Origin of the sequence: Allobosea sp. R86505 (assembly GCF_042466375.1) — a bacterium.
Classification (GTDB): Bacteria; Pseudomonadota; Alphaproteobacteria; order Rhizobiales; family Beijerinckiaceae; genus Allobosea.
The window spans coordinates 3,034,044-3,059,814 of the sequence record NZ_JAXHPY010000001.1; the positions used below are offsets into that span (position 1 = coordinate 3,034,044).

General features: G+C 66.7%; 27 protein-coding genes and 1 tRNA gene. 22 read left to right on the forward strand and 6 right to left on the reverse strand.

Annotated elements, in window-relative coordinates; all coding sequences use genetic code 11:
- The first annotated feature begins 186 nt into the window (after positions 1 to 186).
- The 6 genes from SJY11_RS14645 to SJY11_RS14670 all read left to right on the forward strand — a co-directional run bounded on the left by SJY11_RS14645 (position 187) and on the right by SJY11_RS14670 (position 6,233).
- Positions 187 to 1,212, forward strand: a complete 1,026-nt coding sequence (locus tag SJY11_RS14645) for an amino acid ABC transporter substrate-binding protein (protein WP_376987307.1) — start codon at positions 187 to 189, stop codon at positions 1,210 to 1,212.
- Positions 1,213 to 1,375: 163 nt separating this feature from the next.
- Entirely contained in the window at positions 1,376 to 2,398 is a 1,023-nt protein-coding gene (locus SJY11_RS14650; RefSeq protein WP_376987308.1) for an amino acid ABC transporter substrate-binding protein, read from the forward strand.
- Between the two features lie 110 nt (positions 2,399 to 2,508).
- Complete coding sequence (locus SJY11_RS14655) at positions 2,509 to 3,693, forward strand: amino acid ABC transporter permease (RefSeq protein ID WP_376989334.1); 1,185 nt, start codon at positions 2,509 to 2,511, stop codon at positions 3,691 to 3,693.
- Between the two features lie 10 nt (positions 3,694 to 3,703).
- A complete protein-coding gene (locus SJY11_RS14660) occupies positions 3,704 to 5,083 on the forward strand; it encodes an amino acid ABC transporter permease (protein ID WP_376987309.1) in 1,380 nt (459 codons plus the stop codon).
- Positions 5,084 to 5,103: 20 nt separating this feature from the next.
- Positions 5,104 to 5,892 carry an amino acid ABC transporter ATP-binding protein gene (locus SJY11_RS14665; protein WP_069057209.1) on the forward strand — a complete coding sequence of 263 codons (789 nt, stop codon included), beginning with the start codon at positions 5,104 to 5,106 and terminating at the stop codon, positions 5,890 to 5,892.
- Positions 5,893 to 5,990: 98 nt separating this feature from the next.
- The gene (locus SJY11_RS14670) at positions 5,991 to 6,233 is read left to right on the forward strand and encodes a hypothetical protein (protein WP_376987310.1); all 243 of its coding nucleotides are present in this window, start codon (positions 5,991 to 5,993) and stop codon (positions 6,231 to 6,233) included.
- An 87-nt stretch (positions 6,234 to 6,320) separates the two neighbouring features.
- Here the strand turns inward: SJY11_RS14670 and SJY11_RS14675 are convergent, their stop codons facing one another.
- Both SJY11_RS14675 and SJY11_RS14680 read right to left on the reverse strand, forming a co-directional pair.
- Complete coding sequence (locus SJY11_RS14675) at positions 6,321 to 7,487, reverse strand: glycerophosphodiester phosphodiesterase (RefSeq protein WP_376987311.1); 1,167 nt, start codon at positions 7,485 to 7,487, stop codon at positions 6,321 to 6,323.
- A 130-nt stretch (positions 7,488 to 7,617) separates the two neighbouring features.
- On the reverse strand, positions 7,618 to 7,758 hold the full coding sequence (locus SJY11_RS14680; RefSeq protein WP_171905166.1) for a hypothetical protein: 141 nt from the start codon (positions 7,756 to 7,758) through the stop codon (positions 7,618 to 7,620).
- Between the two features lie 169 nt (positions 7,759 to 7,927).
- Between SJY11_RS14680 and SJY11_RS14685 the strand changes: the two genes are divergently transcribed.
- The 13 genes from SJY11_RS14685 to SJY11_RS14745 all read left to right on the forward strand — a co-directional run bounded on the left by SJY11_RS14685 (position 7,928) and on the right by SJY11_RS14745 (position 20,998).
- Positions 7,928 to 9,226, forward strand: a complete 1,299-nt coding sequence (locus SJY11_RS14685; RefSeq protein WP_376987312.1) for an RsmB/NOP family class I SAM-dependent RNA methyltransferase — start codon at positions 7,928 to 7,930, stop codon at positions 9,224 to 9,226.
- A gap of 51 nt (positions 9,227 to 9,277) precedes the next feature.
- Positions 9,278 to 10,846 carry a glutamine-hydrolyzing GMP synthase gene (gene guaA / locus SJY11_RS14690; protein WP_376987313.1) on the forward strand — a complete coding sequence of 523 codons (1,569 nt, stop codon included), beginning with the start codon at positions 9,278 to 9,280 and terminating at the stop codon, positions 10,844 to 10,846.
- Positions 10,847 to 10,892: 46 nt separating this feature from the next.
- On the forward strand, positions 10,893 to 11,048 hold the full coding sequence (locus SJY11_RS14695; RefSeq protein ID WP_197426553.1) for a DUF5993 family protein: 156 nt from the start codon (positions 10,893 to 10,895) through the stop codon (positions 11,046 to 11,048).
- 10 nt (positions 11,049 to 11,058) lie between these two features.
- Positions 11,059 to 11,619, forward strand: coding sequence for a disulfide bond formation protein B (locus SJY11_RS14700; protein WP_376987314.1), 561 nt, complete (start codon positions 11,059 to 11,061; stop codon positions 11,617 to 11,619).
- Between the two features lie 48 nt (positions 11,620 to 11,667).
- A tRNA-Ser gene (locus tag SJY11_RS14705) sits at positions 11,668 to 11,757 on the forward strand.
- A 331-nt stretch (positions 11,758 to 12,088) separates the two neighbouring features.
- Complete coding sequence (locus tag SJY11_RS14710; RefSeq protein ID WP_376987315.1) at positions 12,089 to 13,270, forward strand: septal ring lytic transglycosylase RlpA family protein; 1,182 nt, start codon at positions 12,089 to 12,091, stop codon at positions 13,268 to 13,270.
- Between the two features lie 141 nt (positions 13,271 to 13,411).
- Positions 13,412 to 14,548, forward strand: coding sequence for a D-alanyl-D-alanine carboxypeptidase family protein (locus SJY11_RS14715; RefSeq protein ID WP_376989335.1), 1,137 nt, complete (start codon positions 13,412 to 13,414; stop codon positions 14,546 to 14,548).
- A gap of 8 nt (positions 14,549 to 14,556) precedes the next feature.
- Positions 14,557 to 15,207, forward strand: a complete 651-nt coding sequence (gene tmk / locus SJY11_RS14720; protein WP_376987316.1) for a dTMP kinase — start codon at positions 14,557 to 14,559, stop codon at positions 15,205 to 15,207.
- A gap of 66 nt (positions 15,208 to 15,273) precedes the next feature.
- Positions 15,274 to 16,344, forward strand: coding sequence for a DNA polymerase III subunit delta' (locus SJY11_RS14725; protein WP_376987317.1), 1,071 nt, complete (start codon positions 15,274 to 15,276; stop codon positions 16,342 to 16,344).
- 20 nt (positions 16,345 to 16,364) lie between these two features.
- The gene (metG, locus tag SJY11_RS14730) at positions 16,365 to 17,924 is read left to right on the forward strand and encodes a methionine--tRNA ligase (protein WP_376987318.1); all 1,560 of its coding nucleotides are present in this window, start codon (positions 16,365 to 16,367) and stop codon (positions 17,922 to 17,924) included.
- A complete protein-coding gene (locus tag SJY11_RS14735; RefSeq protein ID WP_376987319.1) occupies positions 17,924 to 18,724 on the forward strand; it encodes a TatD family hydrolase in 801 nt (266 codons plus the stop codon). The genes metG and SJY11_RS14735 overlap by 1 nt, the downstream gene beginning before the upstream one ends.
- A 10-nt stretch (positions 18,725 to 18,734) precedes the next feature.
- Positions 18,735 to 19,556, forward strand: coding sequence for an MBL fold metallo-hydrolase (locus SJY11_RS14740; protein WP_376987320.1), 822 nt, complete (start codon positions 18,735 to 18,737; stop codon positions 19,554 to 19,556).
- A gap of 149 nt (positions 19,557 to 19,705) precedes the next feature.
- Positions 19,706 to 20,998, forward strand: a complete 1,293-nt coding sequence (locus SJY11_RS14745) for an ISNCY family transposase (RefSeq protein WP_376987321.1) — start codon at positions 19,706 to 19,708, stop codon at positions 20,996 to 20,998.
- Positions 20,999 to 21,208: 210 nt separating this feature from the next.
- On the opposite strand, the gene SJY11_RS14750 is transcribed toward SJY11_RS14745, so the two are convergent.
- Positions 21,209 to 21,454: a hypothetical protein gene (locus tag SJY11_RS14750; RefSeq protein WP_376987322.1), complete on the reverse strand. Its 246-nt coding sequence runs from the start codon at positions 21,452 to 21,454 to the stop codon at positions 21,209 to 21,211.
- A 173-nt stretch (positions 21,455 to 21,627) separates the two neighbouring features.
- Between SJY11_RS14750 and SJY11_RS14755 the strand changes: the two genes are divergently transcribed.
- Positions 21,628 to 21,825, forward strand: coding sequence for a hypothetical protein (locus tag SJY11_RS14755; protein WP_376987323.1), 198 nt, complete (start codon positions 21,628 to 21,630; stop codon positions 21,823 to 21,825).
- A 299-nt stretch (positions 21,826 to 22,124) separates the two neighbouring features.
- Here SJY11_RS14755 and SJY11_RS14760 read toward each other — a convergent pair whose 3' ends face one another.
- On the reverse strand, positions 22,125 to 22,622 hold the full coding sequence (locus SJY11_RS14760) for a class I SAM-dependent methyltransferase (RefSeq protein WP_376987324.1): 498 nt from the start codon (positions 22,620 to 22,622) through the stop codon (positions 22,125 to 22,127).
- Positions 22,623 to 22,832: 210 nt separating this feature from the next.
- Between SJY11_RS14760 and SJY11_RS14765 the strand changes: the two genes are divergently transcribed.
- Positions 22,833 to 23,810, forward strand: coding sequence for a Bug family tripartite tricarboxylate transporter substrate binding protein (locus SJY11_RS14765; protein ID WP_376987325.1), 978 nt, complete (start codon positions 22,833 to 22,835; stop codon positions 23,808 to 23,810).
- 48 nt (positions 23,811 to 23,858) lie between these two features.
- On the opposite strand, the gene SJY11_RS14770 is transcribed toward SJY11_RS14765, so the two are convergent.
- Both SJY11_RS14770 and arfB read right to left on the reverse strand, forming a co-directional pair.
- Positions 23,859 to 24,422, reverse strand: coding sequence for a regulatory protein RecX (locus SJY11_RS14770; protein ID WP_376987326.1), 564 nt, complete (start codon positions 24,420 to 24,422; stop codon positions 23,859 to 23,861).
- Entirely contained in the window at positions 24,422 to 24,841 is a 420-nt protein-coding gene (gene arfB / locus SJY11_RS14775; protein ID WP_376987327.1) for an alternative ribosome rescue aminoacyl-tRNA hydrolase ArfB, read from the reverse strand. Before arfB ends, SJY11_RS14770 begins: the two co-directional genes overlap by 1 nt.
- A gap of 39 nt (positions 24,842 to 24,880) precedes the next feature.
- Between arfB and mazG the strand changes: the two genes are divergently transcribed.
- Positions 24,881 to 25,741, forward strand: a complete 861-nt coding sequence (gene mazG, locus SJY11_RS14780) for a nucleoside triphosphate pyrophosphohydrolase (protein WP_376987328.1) — start codon at positions 24,881 to 24,883, stop codon at positions 25,739 to 25,741.
- The last annotated feature ends 30 nt before the right edge of the window (positions 25,742 to 25,771 follow it).

Consider the following 25,771-nt stretch of genomic DNA (forward strand, 5'->3'; position numbering starts at 1 on the left):
TATGCAGTGGACAAGGGGCGGCGTCGCAAGATGCCTCGGCTTGACGCTCATACGGGGCTCTGGCAATCGACGGACGGGATGTCGCTCAATTTCTGTGCACCGAGCGGACGACGATCCGCGAGTGACGAAACCGACGGTTCCTGCCGTCCGATATCGGTCAGGCGCATTTCAACGGGAGAGAGTTCAATGAAGAAGTACATGACGGCCGCCGTCGCGGGGCTCGGTCTGACGCTGGCGGCGACCGCCGCGACGGCGCAGTCGCCCTCGACGCTGGCTCAGGTCAAGCAGCGCAATCAGGTCATCTGCGGCTCCAACACCGGTCTCGCCGGTTTCGGCGTGCCGGATGGCCAGGGCCGCTGGTCCGGCCTCGACGTCGATCTCTGCCGGGCGGTTTCGGCCGCGATCTTCAACGATCCCGAGAAGGTCAAGTTCATCCCGCTGTCCTCGAAGGACCGCTTCACCGCGCTGCAGTCGGGCGAGGTCGATCTGCTCGTCCGCAACTCGACCTGGACGATGTCGCGCGACACCCAGCTCGGCATCCTCTTCGCCGGCGTGAACTATTATGACGGCCAGGGCTTCATGGTCCGCAAGAAGCTGGGCGTGAACTCGGCCCTGCAGCTGTCGGGTGCCTCGATCTGCACCCAGCAGGGCACCACGACCGAGCTGAACCTCGCGGACTTCTTCCGCTCCAACAACCTGAAATACGAGGTCGTCGCCTTCGCCTCGTCCGACGAGACGATCAAGGCCTATGACGCCGGCCGCTGCGACGCCTTCACCACCGACGCCTCCGGCCTCTATGCCGAGCGCCTGAAGCTGACGGCGCCCGACGAGCACATGATCCTGCCAGAGATCATCTCCAAGGAGCCGCTCGGCCCCTCGACCCGCAACAACGACACGGTCTGGTTCAACCTCGTCAAGTGGACCCATTATGCCATGATCAACGCCGAGGAACTCGGCGTCACCAAGGCGAATGTCGACGAGATGCTGAAGTCGCCCAACCCCGAGATCAAGCGCCTGCTCGGCACCGAGGGCAAGTTCGGCGATGGCCTGGGGCTGACCACGGACTGGGCCTACCGGATCATCAAGCATGTCGGCAATTACGGCGAGTCCTTCGAGCGCAATGTCGGCGCCGGCTCACTGCTGAAGATCGCCCGCGGCCAGAACGCGCTCTGGACCAAGGGCGGCCTGCAATACGCTCCGCCGATCCGCTGAGCCTGATCTGACGGGCGCCGGCTTTCAGGGCCGGCGCCCGCTTTCGTCGATCGCGGCAAGGCCGCGAATCCTGGGAGGAACGGGGGACCGAGGGGCTTGGTCCGGGACTTGCTAGCTCATCGAGAACGGGAGCAACCCGTTCCGCCAACAGGGGAAAACACGAATGAAGACCTTTATCGCTGCAGCGCTTGTCGCTGCCGCAACGTCCGTTTGCGTCGGCGGGGCGCAGGCACAGACCGGGCTGCTCGGCCAGATCAAGAGCAAGGGCGTGCTGACCTGCGGCGTCGGCCCCGGCCTCGCCGGCTTCGGTATCCCCGACGCCCAGGGCAACTGGAGCGGCCTCGACGTCGATCTCTGCAAGGCCATCTCGGCCGCGATCTTCAACGACCCCAACAAGGTCAAGTACGTCCCGCTGTCCTCGAAGGACCGCTTCACCGCGCTGCAGTCGGGCGAGGTCGACCTGCTCTCGCGCAACACGACCTGGACGATGTCGCGCGACACCTCGCTCGGGCTGAACTTCGCCGGCGTGAACTATTATGACGGCCAGGGCTTCCTCGTCCGAAAGAAGCTCGGCATCGATTCCGCGCTCAAGCTCGCCGGCGCCTCGGTCTGCACCCAGCAGGGCACCACGACCGAGCTGAACCTCGCCGACTACTTCCGCGCCAACAAGATGAAGTACGAGGTCGTCGCCTTCGCCTCGGCCGACGAGACGATCAAGGCCTATGAATCCGGCCGCTGCGACGCCTTCACGACCGACGCCTCCGGCCTCTATGCCGAGCGCCTGAAGCTCTCGGCCCCGGCCGACCACATCGTCCTGCCGGAGATCATCTCGAAGGAGCCGCTCGGCCCCGTGGTTCGCCATGGCGACGACAACTGGCTCGACGTGGTGAAATGGACCCACAACGCCATGCTGAACGCCGAGGAACTCGGCGTCACCAAGGGGAATGTCGACGAGATGCTGAAGTCCGACAATCCGGAGATCAAGCGTCTGGTCGGCACCGAGGGCAAGTTCGGCGAGGCGATCGGCCTGACCAATGACTGGGCCTACCGGATCATCAAGCATGTCGGCAATTACGGCGAGTCCTTCGAGCGCAATGTCGGCGCCGGCTCGCTGCTGAAGATCGCCCGCGGCCAGAACGCGCTCTGGACCAAGGGCGGCCTGCAATACGCCCCGCCGATCCGCTGATCGACGGCTTTCCACGGCGAGAACGGTCGGGCGAACCGGCGGCAGCCCCGAGCCGCCGCCGGTTCGCCAGCCGCAATGACAACGAAAAAAGGGCGTAAAAGGTGTCGAGCATTCCGACCGATGCGGTCAAACCCGGCAGGGCCTCGCTGTTCTACGATCCCAAGATCCGGGGCTATGTCTATCAGATCGCGCTGCTGGCGGTCGTGGCCTTCCTGATCTGGTCGGCCGCCTCGAACGCGATCGAGAACCTCCGCGCCCAGAAGATCGCCTCCGGCTTCGGCTTCTGGAACAACGCGGCCGGCTTCGACGTCAACCAGAAGCTGATCCCCTTCAGCGCCGCCGCCTCGACCTATGGACAGGCCTTCTGGGTGGGCCTGCTCAACACGCTGCTGGTCGCTTCGATCGGCATCGTCCTGTCTACCTTTCTCGGGTTTTTCGTCGGTGTGGCGCGGCTCTCGAGCAATTGGGTGCTGGCGAAGCTGGCGATGATCTATGTCGAGGTCATCCGCAACCTGCCGCTGCTGCTGCAGCTCTTCTTCTGGTACAATGCGGTGCTCAAGCCGCTGCCCGACGCGCGCAATTCGATCGCGCTGCCCGGCTCGATCTACCTCAACAACCGCGGCCTGATCCTACCGAATCCGCAATTCGGGCCCGCCTTTCAGGCGGTGGTGATCGCCTTCTTCGTCGCCGTCGTGGTGGCGTTCTTGTTCTATCGCTGGTCGAAGACGCAACAGGCACGCACCGGAACCCAGTATCCCAACGGCCTGATCACCCTGGGGCTGATCCTCGGCGTGCCGCTGCTAGTGTTCTTCGTCGCCGGGAGCCCGCTCTCCTTCGAACTGCCGCAGCAGGGCCGCTTCAACCTGACCGGCGGCCTACAGATCTTCCCCGAATTCGTCGCCCTGCTGATCGGCCTGACCACCTATACCGCGGGCTTCATCGCCGAGGTCGTCCGCGCCGGCATTCTCGCCGTCTCCAAGGGCCAGACCGAAGCCGCCCATGCGCTCGGGCTGCGCCCGGGGCCGACGCTGAAGCTGGTCGTGATTCCCCAGGCGATGCGGGTCATCATCCCGCCGCTGACCTCGAACTATCTCAACCTGACCAAGAACTCGTCGCTGGCGGTCGCGATCGGCTATCCCGATCTCGTCCAGGTCTTCACCGGCACTGTCCTGAACCAGACGGGGCAGGCGGTCGAGGTCGTCGCCATCACCATGGCGGTCTATCTGACGATTTCGCTCGTCACCTCGCTGTTCATGAACATCTACAACCAGCGCATGGCGCTGGTGGAACGGTGAGGGCGCCCCGATGACCGACGCGACACTCGAAAACGCCCCCCACGCCTTCGTCCGCAAGCAGAACCTGGAGCAGGAGGCGCCGCCGCTCTCCGTGGCGGGGCCCCTGGCCTGGGTCCGCAACAACCTGTTCTCGGGACCGGTCAACAGCTTCATGACGCTGATCTGCGTCTATGTGGTCGCCACCAGCCTGCCCGACCTGATCCGCTTCTACTTCATCGACGCGGTCTGGAGCGGCACCAACCGCGACGCCTGCCTCGCCGACAAGGTCGGCCGTCCGGTCGGCGCCTGCTGGGCCTATGTCGCCGACCGCTTCCAGTACTTCATCTACGGCTCCTATCCGGTGTCGCAGCGTTGGCGCGTGAACATCGTGTTCCTGATGTTCGCGCTGGCTGTCGTCTGGATGCTGTGGGACCGTGCTCCGCTGAAGAAGCTCGGCGCGTTTTTCTTCTTCGTCGTGATGCCGCTCGGCGCCTATGTGCTGCTGGTGGGCGGGGCGGGCGCCGAGGGCGTCCTGCGCACCGTGATCATGATCACGCTGGGGCTGGCGGTGCTCTACCTCGTCCTCTCCTTCGTTCCCGGTCTCGCGCGCGTCTGGACCCCGGCACCGCTGCTCGAGGTTGAGATGGCGGCGACGCCCCTGCAGCGCTTCCAGAACCCCAAGCGTCTGATCCTGCTGGCGCTCGTCGTCTTCGGCCTGATTGCGGTGCTGGCGGACACGGCGGGGCTGCCGCGGGCCGATACCGGCCTCTGGGGCGGCATCATGGTCACCTTCCTGATCGCGGCGGTCGGCATCGTCTTCTCGCTGCCGCTCGGCGTCCTGCTGGCGCTGGGGCGCCGCTCGCGGCTGCCGATCATCCAGCTCCTCTCGGTGATCTTCATCGAGTTCGTGCGCGGCGTGCCGCTGATCACGGTGCTGTTCATGGCCAACACCATGCTGCCGCTCTTCGTGCCGCAGGAATGGTCGCCCGACCGCCTGCTGCGCCCGCTGATCGGCGTCGCCCTCTTCGCCGCCGCCTATATGGCTGAGGTCATCCGCGGCGGCCTGCAGGCGATCCCGAAGGGTCAGTACGAGGGCGCGATGTCGCTCGGCCTCGGCTACTGGCAGATGATGCGGCTGATCATCCTGCCGCAGGCGCTGCGGATCGTGATCCCCGGCATCGTCAACACCTTCATCGGGCTGTTCAAGGATACGACGCTGGTCACCGTCGTCGGCATCTTCGACTTCCTGCGCACCATCGAGGCGACCCTGGTCGATCCGACCTGGGCCACGCCGACCACCCGCGCGACGGGCTACGCCTTTGCCGCGGTTTTCTATTTCCTGTGTTGCTGGGGCATGTCCCGCTACTCGATCGCGGTCGAGAAGCGGCTCGCCGCCGGTCAGAAGCGTTGAAAGGACCAGCCCTCATGGCCATGGCAGAAACCACCAGCACCCGCCCGGCGGCTCTCAAGCCGACCTCGCTCAACACCCCGACGGCCGTCGAGATGGTCGGCGTCAACAAGTGGTATGGCGAGTTCCACGTGCTGCGCGACATCAACCTCAAGGTCGAGCGCGGCGAGAAGCTCGTCATCTGCGGCCCCTCGGGCTCCGGCAAGTCGACGATGATCCGCTGCATCAACCGGCTGGAGGAACACCAGAAGGGCTCGATCATCGTGGACGGCACCGAGCTGACCAACGACCTCAAGAAGATCGACGAGATCCGCCGCGACGTCGGCATGGTCTTCCAGCACTTCAACCTGTTCCCGCATCTGACGATCCTCGAGAACCTGACGCTGGCACCGATCTGGGTGAAGAAGCTGCCCAAGAAGGACGCCGAGGAGATCGCGATGCACTATCTCAAGCGCGTCAAGATCCCGGAGCAGGCGGCGAAGTATCCGGGCCAGCTCTCCGGCGGCCAGCAGCAGCGCGTCGCCATCGCCCGCTCGCTCTGCATGAGCCCCAAGATCATGCTGTTCGACGAGCCGACCTCGGCGCTCGACCCCGAAATGGTCAAGGAGGTGCTCGACACCATGGTCTCGCTGGCGGAGGAGGGCATGACCATGCTCTGCGTCACCCACGAGATGGGCTTCGCCCGGCAGGTCGCCGACCGCGTCATCTTCATGGATGCCGGCCAGATCGTCGAGATGAACAAGCCCGAGGCCTTCTTCAAGAACCCGCAGCACGAGCGCACCAAGCTCTTCCTGAGCCAGATCCTGCACTGAGGCGAACGCCTCCTCGTCGCCGCCGCGCCCGTCGCGGCGGCGACGCAGGGGAACAAGGACCGCGGACCGAGGTTGTCCTCCCACATCGGAGGACAACCATGAAACGCTTCATTCCTGTTCTGCTGGCCGCCCTGGTCGCCACGGGCGGAGCCTACGCCCAGTCGATCAACATCGGCCCGGGCGGCATCGAGGTCGATCCGCGCTCACAGCGCGACCGCGCCGTCGAACGCGACATCCGCCGCGAGGAGCGGGTCCGCGAGCGCGACAATTGTCGGACCGTCACGACCATTCGCGAGACACGGCGGGGCGAGGTCCGCAGCACCGAGCGCGTCTGCGACTGATCCCATCCCTCGCGCCCATCAACAAGCCCACCGCGCGATCCGCCCGGCGGGCTTTTTGATGGCAGCACGCAGCGGCGCCGCGGTCGCCTATTTTCCGTCGCGCACCGCGACCGCCGTGTCGGGGAAGTCGGAGAACAGACCGTCGATCCCGAGCGCGAAGAACGCCTTGTATTCGGCCGCCGGGTCGCCCTTGAAATCCGAGGCCAGCCGTTTGGCCTCGTTGCGGAACGTCCAGCTGTGGACCTGCAGGCCTGCCGCCTTGGCGTTCTTCACCACATCGCTCGGCGGCAGCAGGACGCGGTCGCGCTCGTCGATGACCCCGTCCTTGTTGAGGTCCTGCGGCTTCCCGTCGGCGCCGATCACCTGCTTGCCCGCCATCAGATAGGGCTTCCAGGGGGCGACGCCGTCGGCATAGGTCGCGATCTCCTTGAGCCCTTCGGCGGTGACGAGGTCCTTGAAGGTCCGCTTGTCGCCGGTGACGACGAAGTCATAGGGCTTGTCGAACGGAGCGGCGAGGACGATGCCGCCATCCTTGTCGACATCGTCGGCGTCGACCAGTTGGAACAGCCGCACCTGCGTCTTGCCGCGCAGATATTTGAGGTTGGCGGTCTCGAAGCTCTGGATGATCACCGGCGCGCTCTTCTCGGTCCAGCCCGCAGCCTTCAGTGCATCGAGCAGCCGGTCTTCCAGCGGCAACCCGATCGCGGCGTGGAAAATCGGGTGCTTGGTCTCCGGATAGACGCCGACGCTGCGGCCGAGCCGCGCGCTCTCGGCCTTGGCGAGATCGACGACCTCCTGGAAGGTCGGGATCTGATACTTGCCGTTATGGGACGGGTCGCGGTCGGCAAAGGCCTGCTTGGCGCGCAGCGTCCTGATCTCGGCCAGGGTGAAGTCCCCGGCGAACCAGTCGGTCGTCTCGACGCCGTCGACGCGGCGCGTGGTCTTGCGGCTGGCGAATTCGGGCCGGCCGGCGACATCCGTCGTGCCGCCCAGCATCGGCTCGTGACGGGCGATCAGGACGCCGTCCTTCGTCGCGACCAGATCCGGTTCGATGAAATCGGCCCCCTGGGCGATGGCGAGCCGGTAGGCTTCGAGCGTGTGCTCGGGCAGATAGCCGCTGGCGCCGCGATGGCCGACGATCAGCGGCTTCTGGCCTGTCGGCGCCGGCGCGGCGGCCTGCGAGAACACAGTTGCGGGGGCGGAGACGGCGAGGCCGATCGCCAACCCCGCGGTCATCAGCAGCTTCGTCCTCATGGCGTCGACCCTCATCGCATTCGGTGGGAACGCAATCCATGATCGGGCGATGTGACAGGCCGTTGAACCCGGTGCTCGCCGCCCGCGCGGCGGGCCTGGCGAGCCGGGGGGCAGACAGGCGAAGGCCGGCTCAGCGGCGCCCGCTCTCCAGGGTCGTCTTCGCGTCCAGGCGCTTGGCCGGCGGCGTCAGGTCCGGCGCGGGCTGCGTGGCGCAGGCCGCCAGCGACAGGGCGAGGACGGAGGCGAGGATGATCTGGCCGGCGCGCAGCATGAAGGTCACCTTTTGTTGAGAGAGGCAGTTGCCTCGTCTTTCCGCCTGTGGAAGGAGCGCGTCAAGGGGATCTCGTCGGGCGCGCCATGACTGGGCGTCATGATGGAATGGGTCCAGTCTTGCCCTGTGCCGGCGCTTCGCCGCCTCTGTTTCCGGAATCGCTCACGCCATGACGCCCGCCGCCCGCATCAGCGCCGCCATCGAGGTGCTGGACGACATCATCCAGCGGCGCCGACCGGCGGCCGACGCGCTCAAGGATTGGGGGCTGTCGCGCCGCTTCGCCGGATCGAAGGATCGCGCCGCGATCGCCTCGCTGGTCTATGACGCGCTGCGCCGGAAATCCTCCAGCGCCTACCTCATGGGCTCGGACACGCCCCGCGCCCTGATGCTCGGCATGCTCGCGCGCCAGCGTGGTCTCGATCTCGAGCAGATCGCCGCGCTCTGCACCGGCGAGCACCACGCGCCCGCGCCCCTGGAGAGCGAGGAGGTCGATCGGCTCGTGGCGCTCTCGCTGGCGGGCGCGCCGGATTGGGTGCGGGCCGACGTGCCCGAATGGCTCTGGCCCGGCTTTTCCAGCGCCTTTGGGGTCGAGGCCGTTGCGGAAGGCGAGGCTCTCGCCGGGCGCGCGCCGATCGACATCCGCGCCAACCGGCTGAAGACGACGCGCGAGACGCTGGCGGGCGAACTCGCCCACGCCGCCCCCGAGCCCGGCAGCTGGTCGCCCGATGCGCTGCGCTTCCAGCCCGGCGCGGACGGGCGAGGGCCCTCGCTCCAGGCCGAACCGGCCTTCTTCGCCGGCGGCTTCGAGATCCAGGACGAGGGCTCGCAGCTGGTCACCCTGCTCTCAGGGGCGAAGCCCGGCCAGACGGTGGTCGACCTCTGCGCCGGCGCGGGCGGCAAGACGCTGGCTCTGGCCGCGCTGATGGCCAATAGCGGCCGCCTCTTCGCGACCGATCTCGATGCGCGCCGGCTCGCCCCGCTGCATGAACGGCTGGCACGGTCGGGCGCCTCCATCGTCGAGATCCGCATTCCACGCTCGCGCGGCCACGAGCCGCTGGCCGAGATCGAGGGCCAGGCCGACCTCGTCCTGGTCGACGCCCCCTGCACCGGTTCGGGCACCTGGCGGCGCAATCCGGATGCGAAATGGCGCGTCCGCCCCGGCGCGCTGGCCGAGCGCGTCAAGGACCAGGCCGAGGTGCTGGCGCGGGCCGCAAGGCTGTTGAAGCCGGGCGGGCGCATCGCCTACATCACCTGCTCGGTCCTGCCCGAGGAGAACGACGCGGCGATAGAGGCCTTCCTCGGCCGCAACCCGGGCTTCGCTGCCGTCCCGCAGAATGAGATGCTCAACTCGGAACACGGCGATTTCAGCCTGCTCGGCCGCTTCGCAACGATACGCGGCCTCCAGCTCTCGCCCCGCCGAACCGGCACCGACGGCTTCTATCTGGCCTGCGTGCGGCGCGGGGACTGAACCCGCGCGACAGCCGTTGCGTGCCATCGCGCGATGGCTTAACCGGGCGCGATGACGAGCGCTCAGCCCCATCACGACTCCATCCTGATCATCGACTTCGGCAGCCAAGTGACGCAGCTGATCGCGCGGCGCATCCGCGAGATCGGCGTCTACTGCGAGATCGCGCCGTTCCAGTCGGCCTCCCAGGCGTTCCAGCGCCTGAAGCCCAGGGGCGTGATCTTCTCCGGCGGGCCGGCCTCGGTTCCCGACGAAGGCTCGCCGCGGGCGCCGCAGGAGGTCTTCTCCACCGGGCTGCCGGTGCTCGGCATCTGCTATGGCCAGCAGACCATGGCCCATCAGCTCGGCGGGACTGTCGAGAGCGGGCATGCCGCTGAATTCGGCCGCGCCGATGTCGAGATCGTCACGCCGTCGGCGCTGTTCGAGGGCGTCTGGGAGGAGGGCGGTCGCTACCCCGTCTGGATGAGCCATGGCGACCGCGTCACGCAGCTGCCCGCCGGCTTCACAGTCAAGGCGACCTCCGAAAACGCGCCCTATGCGGTGGCGAGCGACGAGACCCGGCGCTTCTATTCGACCATGTTCCACCCCGAGGTCGTGCACACGCCCGATGGCGGCAAGCTGCTGCGCAACTTCGTCGTCACCATCTGCGGCTGCACGCCGGACTGGAGCATGTCGGCCTATCGCGCCGAGATGCAGAAGAAGATCCGCGAACAGGTCGGCAGCGGCCGCGTCATCTGCGGGCTCTCCGGCGGCGTCGACTCCGCGGTGGCGGCCGTGCTGATCCACGAGGCGATCGGCGACCAGCTGACCTGCGTCTTCGTCGATCACGGGCTGATGCGGATGAACGAGGCGGAGGAGGTCGTGCGCCTGTTCCGCGACCACTACAACATCCCGCTCGTGCATGTTGAGGCGGAAGAGCTCTTCCTGTCGGAGCTCGCCAAATGCGGCGCCGATCCCGAAGCCAAGCGCAAGACCATCGGCCGGCTCTTCATCGACGTCTTCGATGCGGAAGCCGCCAAGATCGGCGGCGCGGATTTCCTCGCCCAGGGCACGCTCTATCCCGACGTGATCGAGAGCGTCTCCTTCTCGGGCGGCCCCTCCGTCACGATCAAGAGCCACCACAATGTCGGCGGCCTGCCCGAGCGCATGAAGATGAAGCTCGTCGAGCCGCTGCGCGAGCTGTTCAAGGACGAGGTGCGCGTGCTCGGCCGCGAACTCGGCCTGCCAGAGGCTTTCGTGGGCCGCCATCCCTTCCCGGGACCGGGTCTGGCGATCCGCTGCCCCGGCGAGATCACCCGGGAGAAGCTCGACATCCTGCGCAAGGCGGATGCGATCTATCTCGACGAGATCCGCAAGGCCGGGCTCTACGACGTGATCTGGCAGGCCTTCGCGGTGCTGCTGCCGGTGCGCACCGTCGGCGTGATGGGCGACCACCGCACCTACGACCATGTCTGCGCGCTGCGCGCCGTGACCTCGGTCGACGGCATGACGGCGGATTTCTACCCCTATGACATGGCCTTCCTCGGCCGCACGGCGACGCGCATCATCAACGAGGTCAAGGGCATCAACCGCGTCGTTTACGACATCACCAGCAAGCCGCCCGGCACGATCGAGTGGGAGTGATCCGCCTCGCCGACACGGCGGCCGGCGGCGACAAGGGACCGGCGCGATGATGAGCCTTCCTTTCTTCGGCCTGCTCGCGGGCTTCGGTTGCGTCCTGGCGGGGCAGCGCGGCGCCGCCCTGCTGCTCTGGGCGGTCTCGATGGTGGTGATGCTCGTGCTGTTTAGGCTGCACGTCACCGATGCGCTGACGATCGTGCTGTGAGGCCGTGCAGATGACCCCGTCGATCGCCCGCACGCTCAACGCCTTCGGCCTGCTCGCCGTCGGGCTTGTGCTGATCGCGGCCTTCCTCGACCAGGTCCTGCTGGGCGAACTGCCGTGTCCGCTCTGCCTGCTGCAGCGCGTCGGCTTCATGGGCGCGGCGCTCGGACTGGCGCTGAACATCCGTTTCGGACCGCGCCCGTCGCACTACGCCGTGACGATCCTCTCCGCCTGCTTCGGCGGCATGGTCTCGATCCGCCAGATCCTCGGCCATATCGTGCCGGGCACCGGGACCTATGGCAGCGCCATCCTCGGCCTGCACTTCTACAGCTGGGCGCTGCTGGTCTTCGGCGCCATCGTGCTGGGCTGCACAGCGCTGCTGTTCTTCGAACGCCAGTTTGAGCAACCCGAGACGGCGCCCGCACGCGCCACGACGTTCGGAATGGCCATGGTCGGTCTCGCGGCGACCCTGGCTCTCGCGAACGGCGTCTCGACGGTGCTGGAATGCGGCGCCGGCCTGTGTCCCGACAACCCTGTGGCTTACGAGCTGCTGCAGGGTTTGAAGCGGCCCTGATCGAACCCGCTTGCCAAACCGCGCGCCCGGCGGCAATGACTGCGGCAGGGAAGGGTGGCCGAGTGGTTTAAGGCAGCGGTCTTGAAAACCGCCGTGGGTGCAAGCCCACCGTGGGTTCGAATCCCACCCCTTCCGCCAGATCGATCCGCATTTCGCACTCGCCCTTCTTCCCCTGATACAGGGCCTGTCGACCGCTTCTGCGCCACCCGCACGCAAGCGTTCCCGGCCGTGACCTCCCGGCCACGCCCGCCTGAAAAATGGCGACGCTGTGGAGCGGGTTGACAGGTGCCGCATTTCCGACACCTTTGTGCCCGCTCAAGAGAGGGCGGGATCAAGCCCGTTAACGTTGACGCGACTCGTCGCCCGGCGCTAACGATCCCTTAACGTGATTGACCGAAAACTCTGGCTTCGCCGCTGTCGCGGTTTGGCCGGCATGACGAGTTTGCGGCGCAGAAAGCGGAACGACGGCATGATGCGAGGCGCTCGCCCTTCGGCACCGGACACCCATTCCGCCGCGACCGATCCGGGCTCCTCCCCGTCTCCCAGCTCCGCCTCGCGCGCGCTGCGCCTCGGCTGCGTCGCGCTCGCCGGCCTGTTCCTCGCCAATTGCGCCAACGACCAGGTCGCGCGTCGCGGCAAGTCGAAGGAGATCGGCGCCTTTCCGCAGGCCAAATACGGCCCCGCCAGCCCCCGCGTCGTCGCCGAGGGGCAGGAGGTGCCGAAGGGTGGCGGCCGGCAGATGATCGGCAAGACCTATTCCGTCGCCGGCAAGCGCTACACCCCTTACGACAAGCCGGTGGGCTACACGGCGGTCGGCACCGCGTCGTGGTATGGCGAAGCCTTCCACGGCCGCAAGACGGCCAATGGCGAGGTCTATGACCGCCACGGCATCAGCGCCGCGCATCCGACGATGCCGCTGCCGGCCTATGCCCGCGTCACCAACATGCTCAACAACCGCTCGATCATCGTGCGCGTCAACGACCGTGGTCCCTATCATGGCGGCCGGGTGATGGACGTGTCGCAGAAGACCGCCGAGGCGCTGGCCTTCCGCCATCTCGGCACGGCCCGGATCAAGCTCGAATATCTCGGCCAGGCCTCTCTCGCCGGTTCCGACGACAAGCTGCTGCTGGCGACGCTGCGCACCGACGGTCAGCCCGCCTCGATCCCGGGCACCAGCGCCCGCACCATGGTCGCGAGCTCCGCCGCTGTCGGGACGGCACGCTCGCGCAGCGCCGATCTCGACGATCAGCCGGCCGAGATCGCCCCGGAGCCGGCCCCGCGCGCCCCGCAGCCCGCACCGGCCGTCGCCCGGGCCTATGCGCCGACGGGCTTCACCACGGCCTCCGTCGAACCTGTTCGCACCATCTCGCCGGCCACGCCGGTGGCCGCCAGCCTGGTCTCGACCGGCGGCGTTCCGGTCCGCGCCGCGCCGCTGCCGCCCAGCCGCCCCTTCGATCTCGACACCATCGCCAATGCCGCCACCCCGGTCCTGATGCCGGCCGTGCTGCGCCAGACCCTGCCGCCGAGCCGCGCCTCCGTCGCCAGCCTGTTCGCGGCGCCCGAGCGCAGCCCGACCCAGCGCTTCTCGGCCTCGCACCCGCTCAACAAGGCGCTCGTGCCGCACAACCTGCAGCCGCTCTCCAGCCGCTGACGCGTTTGCGCCTTGACCGGGCGCACCCGGCTCTGCTTGAGATCAGGCATGAGTTGCTTCAGGTCGTTCGCTGAACATGTGGTTCGCCCGTTCCTGGGGCGCCTCAATCCGTCTGCTGCGGCCTTTGTGGTCAGCACGGCGATGCTGCTCTCGGCGCCTCTCGCCGCTCAGGCCCAGAGCTTCCAGTCGGCAGCGCCCTATGCCGTCCTGCTCGATTCCGCCAGCGGCACCGTGCTCTACGAGAAGGCCGCCGACGAGTTGATGGCGCCGGCGAGCATCGCCAAGGTCGCGACCGCGCTCGTCGCCTTCCAGGAGATCGCCCAGGGAAGGCTGACGCTCGACAGCGAAATCTCCATCTCCGAGAACGCCTGGCGCAAGGGCGGCGGCGTGTCGGGCGGCTCGACCATGTTCGCCCAGCTGAACAGCCGGGTGAAACTGGACGACCTGCTGCACGGCATCATCGTCCAATCCGGCAACGACGCCTCGATCGCACTGGCCGAGGCGGTGGCGGGCGACGAGGCGACCTTCGCCCGGATCATGACCGAGCGCATGCGCGGCCTCGGCCTGCCGAAGTCGGTCTTCCGCAATTCCACCGGCATGGGCGATCCGCTGCAGAAGGTCACGGCGCGCGAAATGGCGCTGCTGTCGGACCACATCATCAAGACCTATCCCGAGCATTACCGGATCTTCGGCGAGCGCGAGTTCACCTGGAACAAGATCCGGCAGCAGAACCGCAACCCGCTGCTGGGAATGGACATCGGCGCCGACGGACTCAAGACCGGCAACATCGATGAATCCGGCTTCGGGCTGGTCGGGTCCGCCGTGCAGAACGGCCAGCGCCTGATCGTGGTGGTGAACGGCCTCAAGACGGCGCGCGACCGCGCTAACGAGGCCCGCAAGCTGCTGGAATGGGGCTTTCGCGCCTTCGAGCCGCGCCGCATCTTCGAGGCCGGCGACATTGTCGGGGAAGCCAGCGTCTTCGGCGGCGAGAAGGGGCGTGTCGGTCTGAAGGCGAAGGGCCCCGTCAGCCTGCTCTTGCCGCGCGGCAGCAGCGAGCGCCTCAACGCCCGCATCGTCTATCGCGGCCCGCTGACCGTGCCGGTGGAGGAGGGGGCCGAAGTCGCCCGGCTGGTCGTCACGCGCGGCGACGTCAAGACGCTGGATATTCCGCTCTACGCGGCCGAGACGGTTCAGACCGGGACCCTGCAGAGCCGGGCGCTCGACGCGCTGATGGAGGCGGCGACCGGCTGGGTCCGCAAGGCCCTGAGCCGCAGTTGAGCCCGGGCGTGGCAGCGGGGCGCTTCATCACGCTCGAAGGCGGGGAGGGGGCGGGCAAGTCGACCCTGGCGCGCGCGCTGAAGGAGCGTATCGAGGCGCTCGGCCTCCACGTGACGCTGACGCGTGAACCCGGTGGCTCGCCCAAGGCCGAGGCGATCCGGGAGGTCATCCTGTCCGGCCAGGTCAAGCCGCACGGCCCGTTCGTCGAGGCGCTGATGTTCTCTGCCGCCCGCATCGACCATATCGACCGCCTGATCCGGCCGGCGCTGATTCGGGGCGATTGGGTGATCTGCGACCGCTTCATCGACTCCACCCGAGTCTACCAGGGCGCGCTCGGGCAGATCGAGCCTGGACTGCTCGCCGAGCTCGAGGCCGTGACGGTCGACGGCCTGCAGCCGCACCTCACCCTGATCCTCGATCTTGACCCGACGGTCGGTCTCGCCCGCGCCGCGCGTCGCCGCACGCCCGGCGAAGGGGCTGATCGTTTCGAGGGGGAAGCGCTGGCCTTCCACCGCCGGCTGCGCCAGGCTTATCTCGCGATCGCCGCGTCCGAACCGTCGCGTTGTGTCGTGCTCGATGCGGCGCAGCCGCCGGCGGCTCTCGCCGAGGCGGCATGGCGGGCGATCCGCGAGCGCCTGCCGGCGCCGCAGCCGGCCTGACGATCGGGGCTTGCCCCGCCGCCGGCCGCGGCCCAAAGACGGGACAGGCGCGACGAAGGACCGGCTATGCTCCCCACCAGCGACGAACCCGACCGCCTGCCCAGCGCGCCCCATCCGCGCGAGACGCTGGCGCTGGTCGGGCACGAGGCGCAGGAGCGCGCCTTCCTGGCGGCACTGGCCTCGGGCCGCATGCATCACGGCTGGCTGCTGGCCGGGCCGGAGGGCATCGGCAAGGCGAGCTTCGCCTATCGCGCCGCCCGCTTCGTCCTGGCGGCGGGGGACCCGACGACGCGCGCTTCGTCGGCCACCTCACTGGCGATGCCTGAGAGCGATCCGGCGACACGCCGGATCATGGCGCAGTCCCATCCCGACCTGCATCTGCTGCGCCGCATCCCGAAGCCCGACGGCAAGGGCTACACCAGCAACATCCCGGTCGATGCCGTCCGGCGCGTGCTCGACCGCTTCGGCTCGAGCGCCGCCGAGGGCGGCTGGCGCGTCTGCATCGTCAATTCGGCCGAGGATATGGACCGCTCCGCCGCCAATGCCCTGCTCAAGCTGCTGGAAGAACCACCGCCGCGGGCGCTCTTCCTGATCGTCGCCCATGCCCCGGGGCGGATGCTGCCGACGATCCGCTCGCGCTGCCGGCTGATGAGCTTCGCTGCGCTGGAGGAGGCGCAGGTGGCCGAAGCCGGAGCGACCGCGCTGCGGCGGATGGGCGGGCCCTTCGACGAGGCGGCGATCGCCCGGGCGGCCCGCCTCGCCGACGGCTCGGTGCGCCGCGCCCTGACTTATGTCGATCCGGAAACCCTGGCTCTGGTCGAGGCGGTTCGGGCGCGGCTCGACGCGCTGCCGCGGCTCGACCTGCCGGCGCTGATGGCGCTGGCCGAGGACGTCGCCGGCAAGTCCGGGGAGAGCGACTTCGCCATCATGGTCGAAACCGTGCAGAGCTGGCTCTCCGACCATCTCCACGCGCATGCTGCAGCGCAACCGGCACGTCTTGCACCGCTGGCGGAGGTATGGGACAAGCTGGGACATGCGGCCCGCGACGTCGAAACCTATAATCTCGACCGCCGCCCGCTGGTGATGACCCTGTTTCATGATCTGTCGGATGCGGTTGCCCGCTCGCGCGCAGCGTGAAGCGAACCTCCGGATCGACGATGGCGACCGCCCCGAAATTCTATCTGACGACTGCGATCCACTACACCAACGGGCCGCCGCATATCGGCCACGCCTATGAGATGGTGGCGTCCGACGCGATCGCGCGCTTCAAGCGGCTCGACGGCTTCGACGTCTTCGCCATGACCGGCACCGACGAGCACGGCCAGAAGGTGCAGCGCACGGCGGAGCAGAACGGCCAGTCGCCGAAGGCCTTCGTCGACGGCATCGCCAGCCGGTTCCAGGAGATGGAGCAGCGGCTGAACTGCTCCTTTGACCGCTTCATCCGCACCACCGACGCCGACCATCTGCCCTCGACGCAGGAGCTGTGGCGGCGGATGGAGGCCAATGGCGACATCTACCTGTCGAAATATGCCGGCTGGTATTCGATCCGCGACGAGGCCTTCTATGCCGAGGAGGAGACCACGCTCCTGGCCGATGGCACGCGGCTGGGCGGGCAGGGCACGCCGGTCGAATGGGTCGAGGAGGAGAGCTATTTCTTCCGTCTGAAAGCCTACCAGGAGCGCCTGCTGAAGCTCTACGAGGACGTGCCGGACTTCGTCTCGCCGCCGACGCGCAGGAACGAGATCGTCTCCTTCGTGAAAAGCGGGCTCGAGGACCTCTCGATCAGTCGCACCACCTTCGACTGGGGCCTGCCCGTGCCGGGCGACCCGAAGCATGTGATGTATGTCTGGGTCGACGCGCTCAACAACTACGTCACCGGAACCGGCTTTCCCGATCCGCAGAGCCCGCGCGCGCATTACTGGCCGGCCGATGTTCACATCATCGGCAAGGACATCGTGCGCTTCCACACCGTCTACTGGCCGGCCTTCCTGATGTCGGCCGGGCTGCCTCTGCCCAAGCGTGTCTTCGGCCATGGCTTCCTGCTCTCCAAGGGCGAGAAGATGTCGAAGTCTCTCGGCAATGTCGTCGATCCCTTCGGGCTGGCGGAGGCCTATGGCGTGGACCAGCTGCGTTATTTCTTCCTGCGCGAGGTCTCCTTCGGCCAGGACGGCAATTACAGCCACGAGGCGATCGTCGGCCGCATCAATGCCGACCTCGCCAACGACCTCGGCAATCTCGCCCAGCGCTCGCTCTCGATGATCGCCAAAAACTGCGAGGGCAAGGTGCCGCCCTGCGGCGCGCTGAACGAGGGCGACGAGGCCATGCTGGCGCTGGTCGATAGTGCTCTCGGCAAGGCGCGCGAAGCCATGACCGACTTCGCGCTGCATGTCGTGCTGTCCGAAATCTGGGCCGTGGTGGCGGAAGCGAACCGCTATTTCGCCGCCAACGAGCCCTGGCGCCTGTCCAAGACCGATCCGGCCCGGCGTGACACCGTGCTCTACGTCACCGCCGAGGTGATCAGGCAGGTCGCGATCCTGGTCCAGCCGGTGATGCCGTCTGCCATGGCCAAGCTGCTCAACCTGCTGGGCGTCCCGGCCGAGAAGCGCGATTTCGCGGCGCTGGGCGAGGGCGGCCGACTGGCCTCCGGCACAGCCCTGCCGGCGCCGAGCGGCATCTTCCCGCGCTATGTCGAGCCCGAAGGCGGCGAGGCCGCCTGATGCTGATCGACACGCATTGCCATCTCGACTTCCCGGATTTCGCCGAGGAGCTCGAGGCCTATATCGGCCGGGCCGAGTCCGCAGGCGTCGGCCGCATGGTGACGATCTCGACCCGGGTCGCACGCTTTTCCAAATATGCGGCGATCGCCGAGCGCTTTCCGTCAGTCTGGTGCAGCGTCGGCACCCATCCCCATGGCGCGCATGAGGAATTGGACGTCACTGCCGAGCAGCTCGTGGCGCTCTCGGCCCATCCGCGCTGCGTCGCCATCGGCGAGGCGGGGCTCGACTACCACTACGACAAGAGCCCGCGCGAGGCGCAGGCTCAAGGGCTGCGCGTCCACATCGCCGCCGCCCGCATCACCCAGTTGCCGCTCGTCATCCATGCCCGCCAGGCCGATGACGACATGATCGCGATCCTGCGCGAGGAGATGGGGAAGGGCGCCTTCCCCGCCATCCTGCACTGTTTCACGGCCGGCGAGGCTCTGGCGATGACTGGGGTCGAACTCGGCCTCTACGTCTCCTTCTCGGGGATCCTCACCTTCAAGACCTCCGAGGAGCTGCGCCGCATCGCCCGGATGGTCCCGCAGGACCGCCTCCTCGTCGAGACCGACGCGCCCTATCTCGCGCCTGTCCCGTTCAGGGGTAAGCGCAACGAGCCGGCCTATGTCATTGAGACGGCGAAGGTTCTTGGCGAGACGATCGGCTTGACCTTCGACGAGGTCGCTACCCTGACCACGGCCAATGCCCGCCGCTGCTACTGGAAGATGGACCACGCCGCGCCGCTGGCCCAGGTCGCCTGAGGACGCCGCCATGACTGCAGCCGCCACGAGCCTGACGGTGACGATCCTCGGCTGCGGCTCGTCCGGCGGCGTGCCGCGTCCGGCTCTCGGCTGGGGCGATTGCGACCCGAGTGAGCCGAAGAACCGCCGGCGCCGCTGCTCGATCTTGGTCGAGCGCGACGGTCCGTCGGGAACGACCCGGCTGCTGGTCGACACATCGCCGGATCTGCGCGAGCAGTTGCTGGACGCTGGCGTTGTCCATCTCGACGCCGTGCTGTTCAGCCACGACCATGCCGACCACACCCATGGTATCGACGACCTGCGCTCACTCGTGCTGCACAACCGCAGACGTGTGACCATCCATGCCGACGGACGAACCGCGTCTTCGCTGATGCAGCGCTTCGGCTACATGTTCGAGACGCCGCCCGGCAGCGCCTATCCGCCCGTCCTCGACCGCCTCGGGCTCCAGGCCGGTACGAGGCTGACCATCGACGGCGCCGGTGGCGCCATCACGACGCTGCCGGTCGCCGTCGAGCATGGCCCGGACTACGAGGCCCTGGGCTTTCGCTTCGGCGATCTCGGCTATGTGCCCGATGTCAGCCTGATCCCGCCGGCGGCCAAGGAGGCCCTGAGCGGTCTGCAGGTCCTGATCCTCGACTGCCTGCGTGAGACGCCGCATCCGAGCCACTTCAACCTCAACCAGTCGCTCTCTGCCATCGCTGAACTGCGGCCGCGCCGCGCGATCCTGACCAATCTCCATTCCGATCTGGATTACAATCGACTTCGCAACCGCTTGCCGCCGGAGATTGATGTCGCGTTCGACGGCATGAAGGTCTCGATCCAGGCCGCTTGAGAGCCTTGCCAGCCTGGCGGGATGAACATTTTGGTTCCATAATATGTCTTATGCGAATCGCAGATGTAGAAGCTCATTAGAAAGGTCCCGACTCCCCTCGATAGAAGTGTCACACTCCCTGCGGCGTAGCGCTTGGGGAGAAGCGGGTCATGACGGTGCTCTCAATGAGCCGAACGGAGATCGATCGGTTACACGTCGTTCGGGATCTGCTGGCGAAGCGGATGAAAGTGAAAGCCGCCATGCAGTTGCTGGGTGTGACGCGGCGCCAAGTGTGTCGGATTATCAGCGCTTATAAAACCGGAGGCCCTTCGGCATTAATTTCGAAGAAGCGGGGCAAACCGAGCAATCGCTCTTACCCGGCCGCACTCCGTTCGATGGCGATCGATCTCATTCGGACGCACTATGAGGATTTCGGCCCGACGCTAGCCGCGGAGAAGCTCCGTGAGCGTCACGAGATCCAACTCGGCGTCGAGACGATTAGGCGTTGGATGATGGCTGAGGGGTTGTGGAAAGATCGCCGACAGCGTCTAAAGCCGGTGCATCAGCCCCGCTATCGTCGCCATCGTGTTGGTGAGTTGGTGCAAATCGACGGCTCAATCCATCACTGGTTCGAAGATCGCGGCCCAGAATGCACCCTCCTCGCTTATGTGGACGATGCCACGAGCCGTTTGCAACACGCAGCATTTGTGCCGTCCGAGTCAGCTTTTGACTATATGCGCCAGACGAAGGTTTACATCGGCAAGCATGGCCGCCCAATCGCCTTCTATTCCGACAAGCATGCCATCTTCCGTGTCAACAATCGCGACGCTGCAGGTGGGGATGGTATGACTCAGTTCGGTCGCGCTCTGCACGAGCTGAACATCGACATCATCTGCGCCAACACGCCATCAGCCAAGGGGCGGATTGAGCGCTCGTTCGGCACGCTCCAGGATCGCCTCGTCAAGGAACTTAGGCTGGAAGGTGTCTCGACGATTGAAGCCGCCAACGATTTCCTTGGCCGGTTCCTGACAATTTACAACGCGAAGTTCAGCAAAGATCCGCTCGACGCCATCGATTCCCATCGACCGATCTCCGACAACCTAAACGTTGACGACGCTTTGGCTTGGAAGGAGGAGCGAACTGTTTCGAACAGCCTCACGCTGCAATACGACAAAGTTCTTTTCCTACTCGAGCCGAACACAGTTACGCGCCCCCTCGCCCGCCAGCGAGTCACCGTTATCGACTATCCTGACGGCAGTCTCGCCATCAAACATCGAGGCCTAGTTTTGCCATACCGCATCTTCGACAAGCTTCAGAAAGTCGAGCAAGCCGCGATGGTCGAGAACAAACGCCTAGGTGACGTTCTTACGTATATTGCAGAGCGTCAGAGCGAGATCGAAAACCAACGATCCAAAAAATCACCTCGGCGTCGAGGTCAGGTTCCACGGCATATTTTTAAGTAATCAAGGGTTAGTAGGGAGTATTTTGGTTGCCGCAATAGCATCGCACGCCCTTCCGGCCTGTGACTGCCGACCCATCGCCTTGATGCCCATAGGTGGACAAATCGCTGCTAGCACGGCGGAACCGGCCCCGTCCGATCCATGCTTTCACCTCAAAGCTATGTATCGCAATATCGCACAGGGCCGGCCAGCCAATTTTCTGGGGTCTGGACCTCAGTTCTGGATGCAGGTGAAACCGTCACGCGGCTTGAAACCGGCGGGGCACTGGCCATTCTGTTTCGGCACCGTTTTCTTTTGCGCCGCCTGAAACCCCTTCGGCGGTTGTTTCGCCAGTTCTCTCTGCTGAGGTGGCAGATTGTAAGGGGACACGACCGACGCTTGTGGAAACTGCTGCGCCATGGCGGGTGGAGCGCCAATGCACAACGCAATCAAAGCCGCGCTTACGAAATACTTTTTCATTTTTTCCTCCCTGCCAAGCCGTTCTCGGTTGAGACGGCTCCCCCTTCCGGGATTTGAAGCAAACCGATGTCCCGGACAATCTGTCAATAAAATTCGTCCGCGCTATCGGGCATATGAGAGCAAACCATTTGCCCCCCAGCCGCGATTACTCAACGTCAGGGGGTGAACCTCGAATGAACAAATCATTGTGGAAGGCCGCGCTCATTGTGGAAGGCCGCGCGCTGTCGCCCCTCGGCTACGGGACGGGAACTGTCCGCAGACTTGGCTGGCAGCAGCGATCTGAGCATCAACCTGGGCTGATCCACCATCGCTTGTCGCGCAACCAGCCAGAAGCAGGCTCGTTTCAAAAAGCGCATAAATCGGAATCATGACTTTCCAGAAAAATGACAGCCATCACAGCTGAAACTATCGCTTTCCTACTCTCGTTTGGGATTTTCACATTATCAAAAATACCATCACGCGAGATTGAAAGGAAGTCAGTGCTGACTTATAATCCGATTATCTCGGGGCTACGCAACTCTGACCAGCTTCGCTCCGAGAAAATCTGACCGTCGTGCCCGAGATAATACTTGTGACATCTCTAATGAGCGGCAATTAGGACTTTTCTGTCGAGCGAAGACAGCAGGTGGGGCGGCCTGCTGGTGCCTGGACGGCTCCCTCTCCCGACCCATCAGTCCTGGTCGCGCCGCCTGTAGGCGAAGTAGCGTCCCTCCGGCACGCCGTCGGGCAGCGCGACCGCTTCGAGCAGCGGATGCTCGATCGCCCAGCCGCTGACGACCAGCGCATCTGGCGCGGCCAGCGCGACCACATGCTGCGGCAACCAGGCGAACAGGATGGCGTCCCGCTCCGGCACGCCGGTCGTCACATCGACATGGATCAGCGCGGCGCAGCGGCCGTGGCGCGCGGCGAAGGCCGGCAGCGTCTGCGCCATGTCGCCCTCGACCAGGCTGTCGGCGGGCGGCATAGAGGCCGGATTCGGGCTGACGTCGCGCTCGAAGACATGGATCGCCCGTCCCGGCAGCGTCTCGCGCAGATGGTCGTAGGTCCGTCCGTTGCCGAGGCCGAGTTCCAGCACGAGGCCGTCGCATCCGGTGATCGCCCCCGCCGCCCAGTCGAGCATGCGGCGCTGCGCCTCGAGGCGGCGAATAAAGCTGTCGAGGCGGCTCATGCGGGGCTCCGATCCGGACGGCCTGCGTAGCCTTCCTGGAGACCCCGCATAGCAGCGGACGGTCGCAGGCCGATAGCCCGGCCATCGACGGACTTGTCAGCGCCCCCGCCCGATGGCCTTATCGGTTCCGATCCAACCGTCGTCCCGCTTTGCGGGCGACAAGCGGCCGCCAAGAGCCGTCTTCATGTCCCCAGGGAGGTAACCGTCTTCATGATCCCGTCACGTTCTCTCGTCGCCCTCGCCGCCGCGGCCGGGCTGTCCCTCGCGGCCGCCGGCGCGGCCCATGCCCAGGCCTGGCCGCAGCGGCCGATCACCTTCATCGTGCCCTTCCCGGCCGGCGGCGGCACCGATGCCTTCGCGCGGCCCCTCGCCGCCCAGCTCGACCAGCAGCTCGGCCAGCGCATCATCATCGAGAATCGCGGCGGCGCAGGTGGCACCGTCGGCGCCTCGGCGGCGTCCAAGCTGGCTCCCGACGGCTACGGCTTTTTCGTCGGCGCGGCCCATCACGCCATCGCTCCGGCGCTCTATCCGAAGCTCGACTACAACATCCAGACCGACTTCATCCCGATCGCGGTGATCGCGCAGCCGCCGCAGGTGATCGTCGTCCATCCCAAGGTCGAGGCCAAGACGCTGGCCGAGCTGATCGCTTATGCCAAGGCCAATCCCGACAAGCTGAATTACGCCTCGGCCGGCAATGGCACGACGCATCATCTCGCCGGCGAGCTGTTCAAGCTGCAGACCAAGACCAGCATGACCCATGTCCCCTATCGCGGCGCCGGTCCCGCGCTGCAGGACATCGTCGCCGGCCAGGTCGACGTTCTGTTCGACGGGCTCGGCTCGTCGGCGCCGCAGATCCAGAGCGGGCGCCTGCGTGGGCTTGCGGTCGCCGCCGCCACCCGCTCCCCCGCCATTCCCGACGTCCCGACCGCCAAGGAAGCCGGGCTCGACGGCTATGAGGTGGCCACCTGGTACGCGCTCTGGGCACCGAAGGGCACGCCGGCCGAGATCGTCACCCGCATGCGGGCCGAGGTCGCCAAGGCGCTGCAATCGCCGATGATCACGGAGGCCTGGAAGAAGAACGGCTCGCCGATCCCGACCCTCGCCGGCGACGAGTTCGGCAAGTTCGTCGGCACCGAGGTGGCGCGCTGGGGCAAGGTCGTCGCGGACGCCAAGGTCAAGCTGGAGTGAGCGAAGCCGCGGGCGGGGCGGCCCTGCCCCTGCCCGCACCCTTCCCCGTCAGTCCTGCATCGCCTCATCGCCCGCGCCGTCGATCACGGCGCGGGCGATCGTCATGTTGAAGCCCGCCCGCGCCAGCGCAGCGAGGTCCTTCTGGCGGCTGGCGGCCCGATCGCCGCGGCTCCAGGGGCCCAGCCGCTTCCGGCGGGCCGCCTTCCGCGCGGCAGCCAGTTCGTCCTCTTCGCTCCCGGCGCTCGCCTCGCGTGCGAGCTCGCGCGGGACGCCCTTCGCCGAAAGACTGGCCTCGACGGCCCGAGACGAGCGCCCCTTGCGCTTGAGGGTCGCCGCGCGCGCCTGCGCGAAGCGCTGATCGTCGACGAGGCCGGACGACACACAGCGGGCGACCACCTCGTCCAGCATCGGCTCGAAGATGGCGGGGTCCTGCTCGTGGTGGCGGCAGCTCAGCGCGACCTTGCGCGCCAGGACGCGACGCAGTTGCGCCGCCGGCGCCGCATAGCGCTCGAGATAGTGCATCGCCGCCCGCTGGAGATCATAGGCGGTGATCTTGCGTGGCGCGCGTCGCTCGGGCCTTCCCCGGTCGGAGCACCCTCCTCCGAAGGCCATCAGTCGGTGCCTGGTCGGGAGCGCCCGGCCTTCACCGCCGAGCGCTTGTCCTTGGAGACGAGCCTGCGCTCCTTGGAGGCCTTGGTCGGCTTGGTCGGGCGGCGCGTCTGCGGTCGCACGGCGGCTTCGCGGATCATCTCGAGCAGACGCTCCAGCGCCTCCTCGCGGTTGCGCTTCTGGCTGCGCTGCGCCTGCGCCACGATCACGATGACGCCGTCCTGGGTCAGCCGGCTGCCGGCGAGCTTCATCAGCCGGATCGCGACCTCGTTGGGCAGCGAGGGCGAACGGCGCGCGTCGAAGCGCAGCTGCACCGCGCTCGCCACCTTGTTGACGTTCTGCCCGCCCGGACCGGAGGCGCGCACGAAGCTCTCCTCGATCTCGCTCTCGTCGATCGTAATGGACGGGGTGACTTGAATCATGGGAGGAACCCTAGAGGATTTCAGCGCGAGTTTCAGCCTTTGCAGCCCTCCCCCGACATCGCCCGCCTGATCGAGATCATGGCGGCCCTGCGCACGCCGGGCAGCGGTTGCCCCTGGGATATCGAACAGGACTTCGTCTCGATCGCGCCCTACACGGTTGAGGAGGCCTATGAGGTCGCCGATGCCATCGCGCGCGGCGACAGGGTCGACCTCAAGGACGAGCTGGGCGATCTCCTGCTCCAGGTCGTCTTCCATGCCCGCATGGCGGAAGAGGAAGGCGCCTTTTCCTTTCCCGACGTGGTCGAGGCGATCACCGCCAAGCTGATCCGCCGCCACCCGCATGTCTTCGGCGAGGCGCGCGACCTCGCGCCCGAGCAGGTCAAGGCGCTCTGGCATCGCATCAAGGCGCAGGAGAAGCAGGACAAGGCGGCCGCCCGCCAAGCCGCCGGCCTGCCCGTGAAGGCAGAGGGCCAGGGGCTGCTGGCTGGCGTCACCCAGGGCCTGCCCGCCCTCACCCGGGCCTGGAAGCTGCAGGCGCGCGCCTCCACCGTCGGCTTCGACTGGAACGATGCACGGCTCGTGCTCGACAAGATCCGCGAGGAAACCGCCGAGATCGACGAGGCGCTGGCGTCGGGCGACAAGGCTGCGATTGCCGAGGAGATCGGCGACCTGCTCTTCGTCGTCGCCAATCTCGCCCGCCATGTCGACGCCGAACCGGAAGGCTGCCTCCAGGCCGCCAACACCAAGTTCGAGCGCCGTTTCCGGGGCATCGAGCAAAAGCTAGAGGCGCAGGGCCGCAGTGCTGCGCAGGCCGATCTGGCCGAACTCGAGGCGCTCTGGCAGCAGGTCAAGCGGGACGAGAAGGCGGCGCCGGCCGGAAGCGACGAAGGGACGGCGTGACAGGACGGGCGCGATGCGCCAGAGACGAAG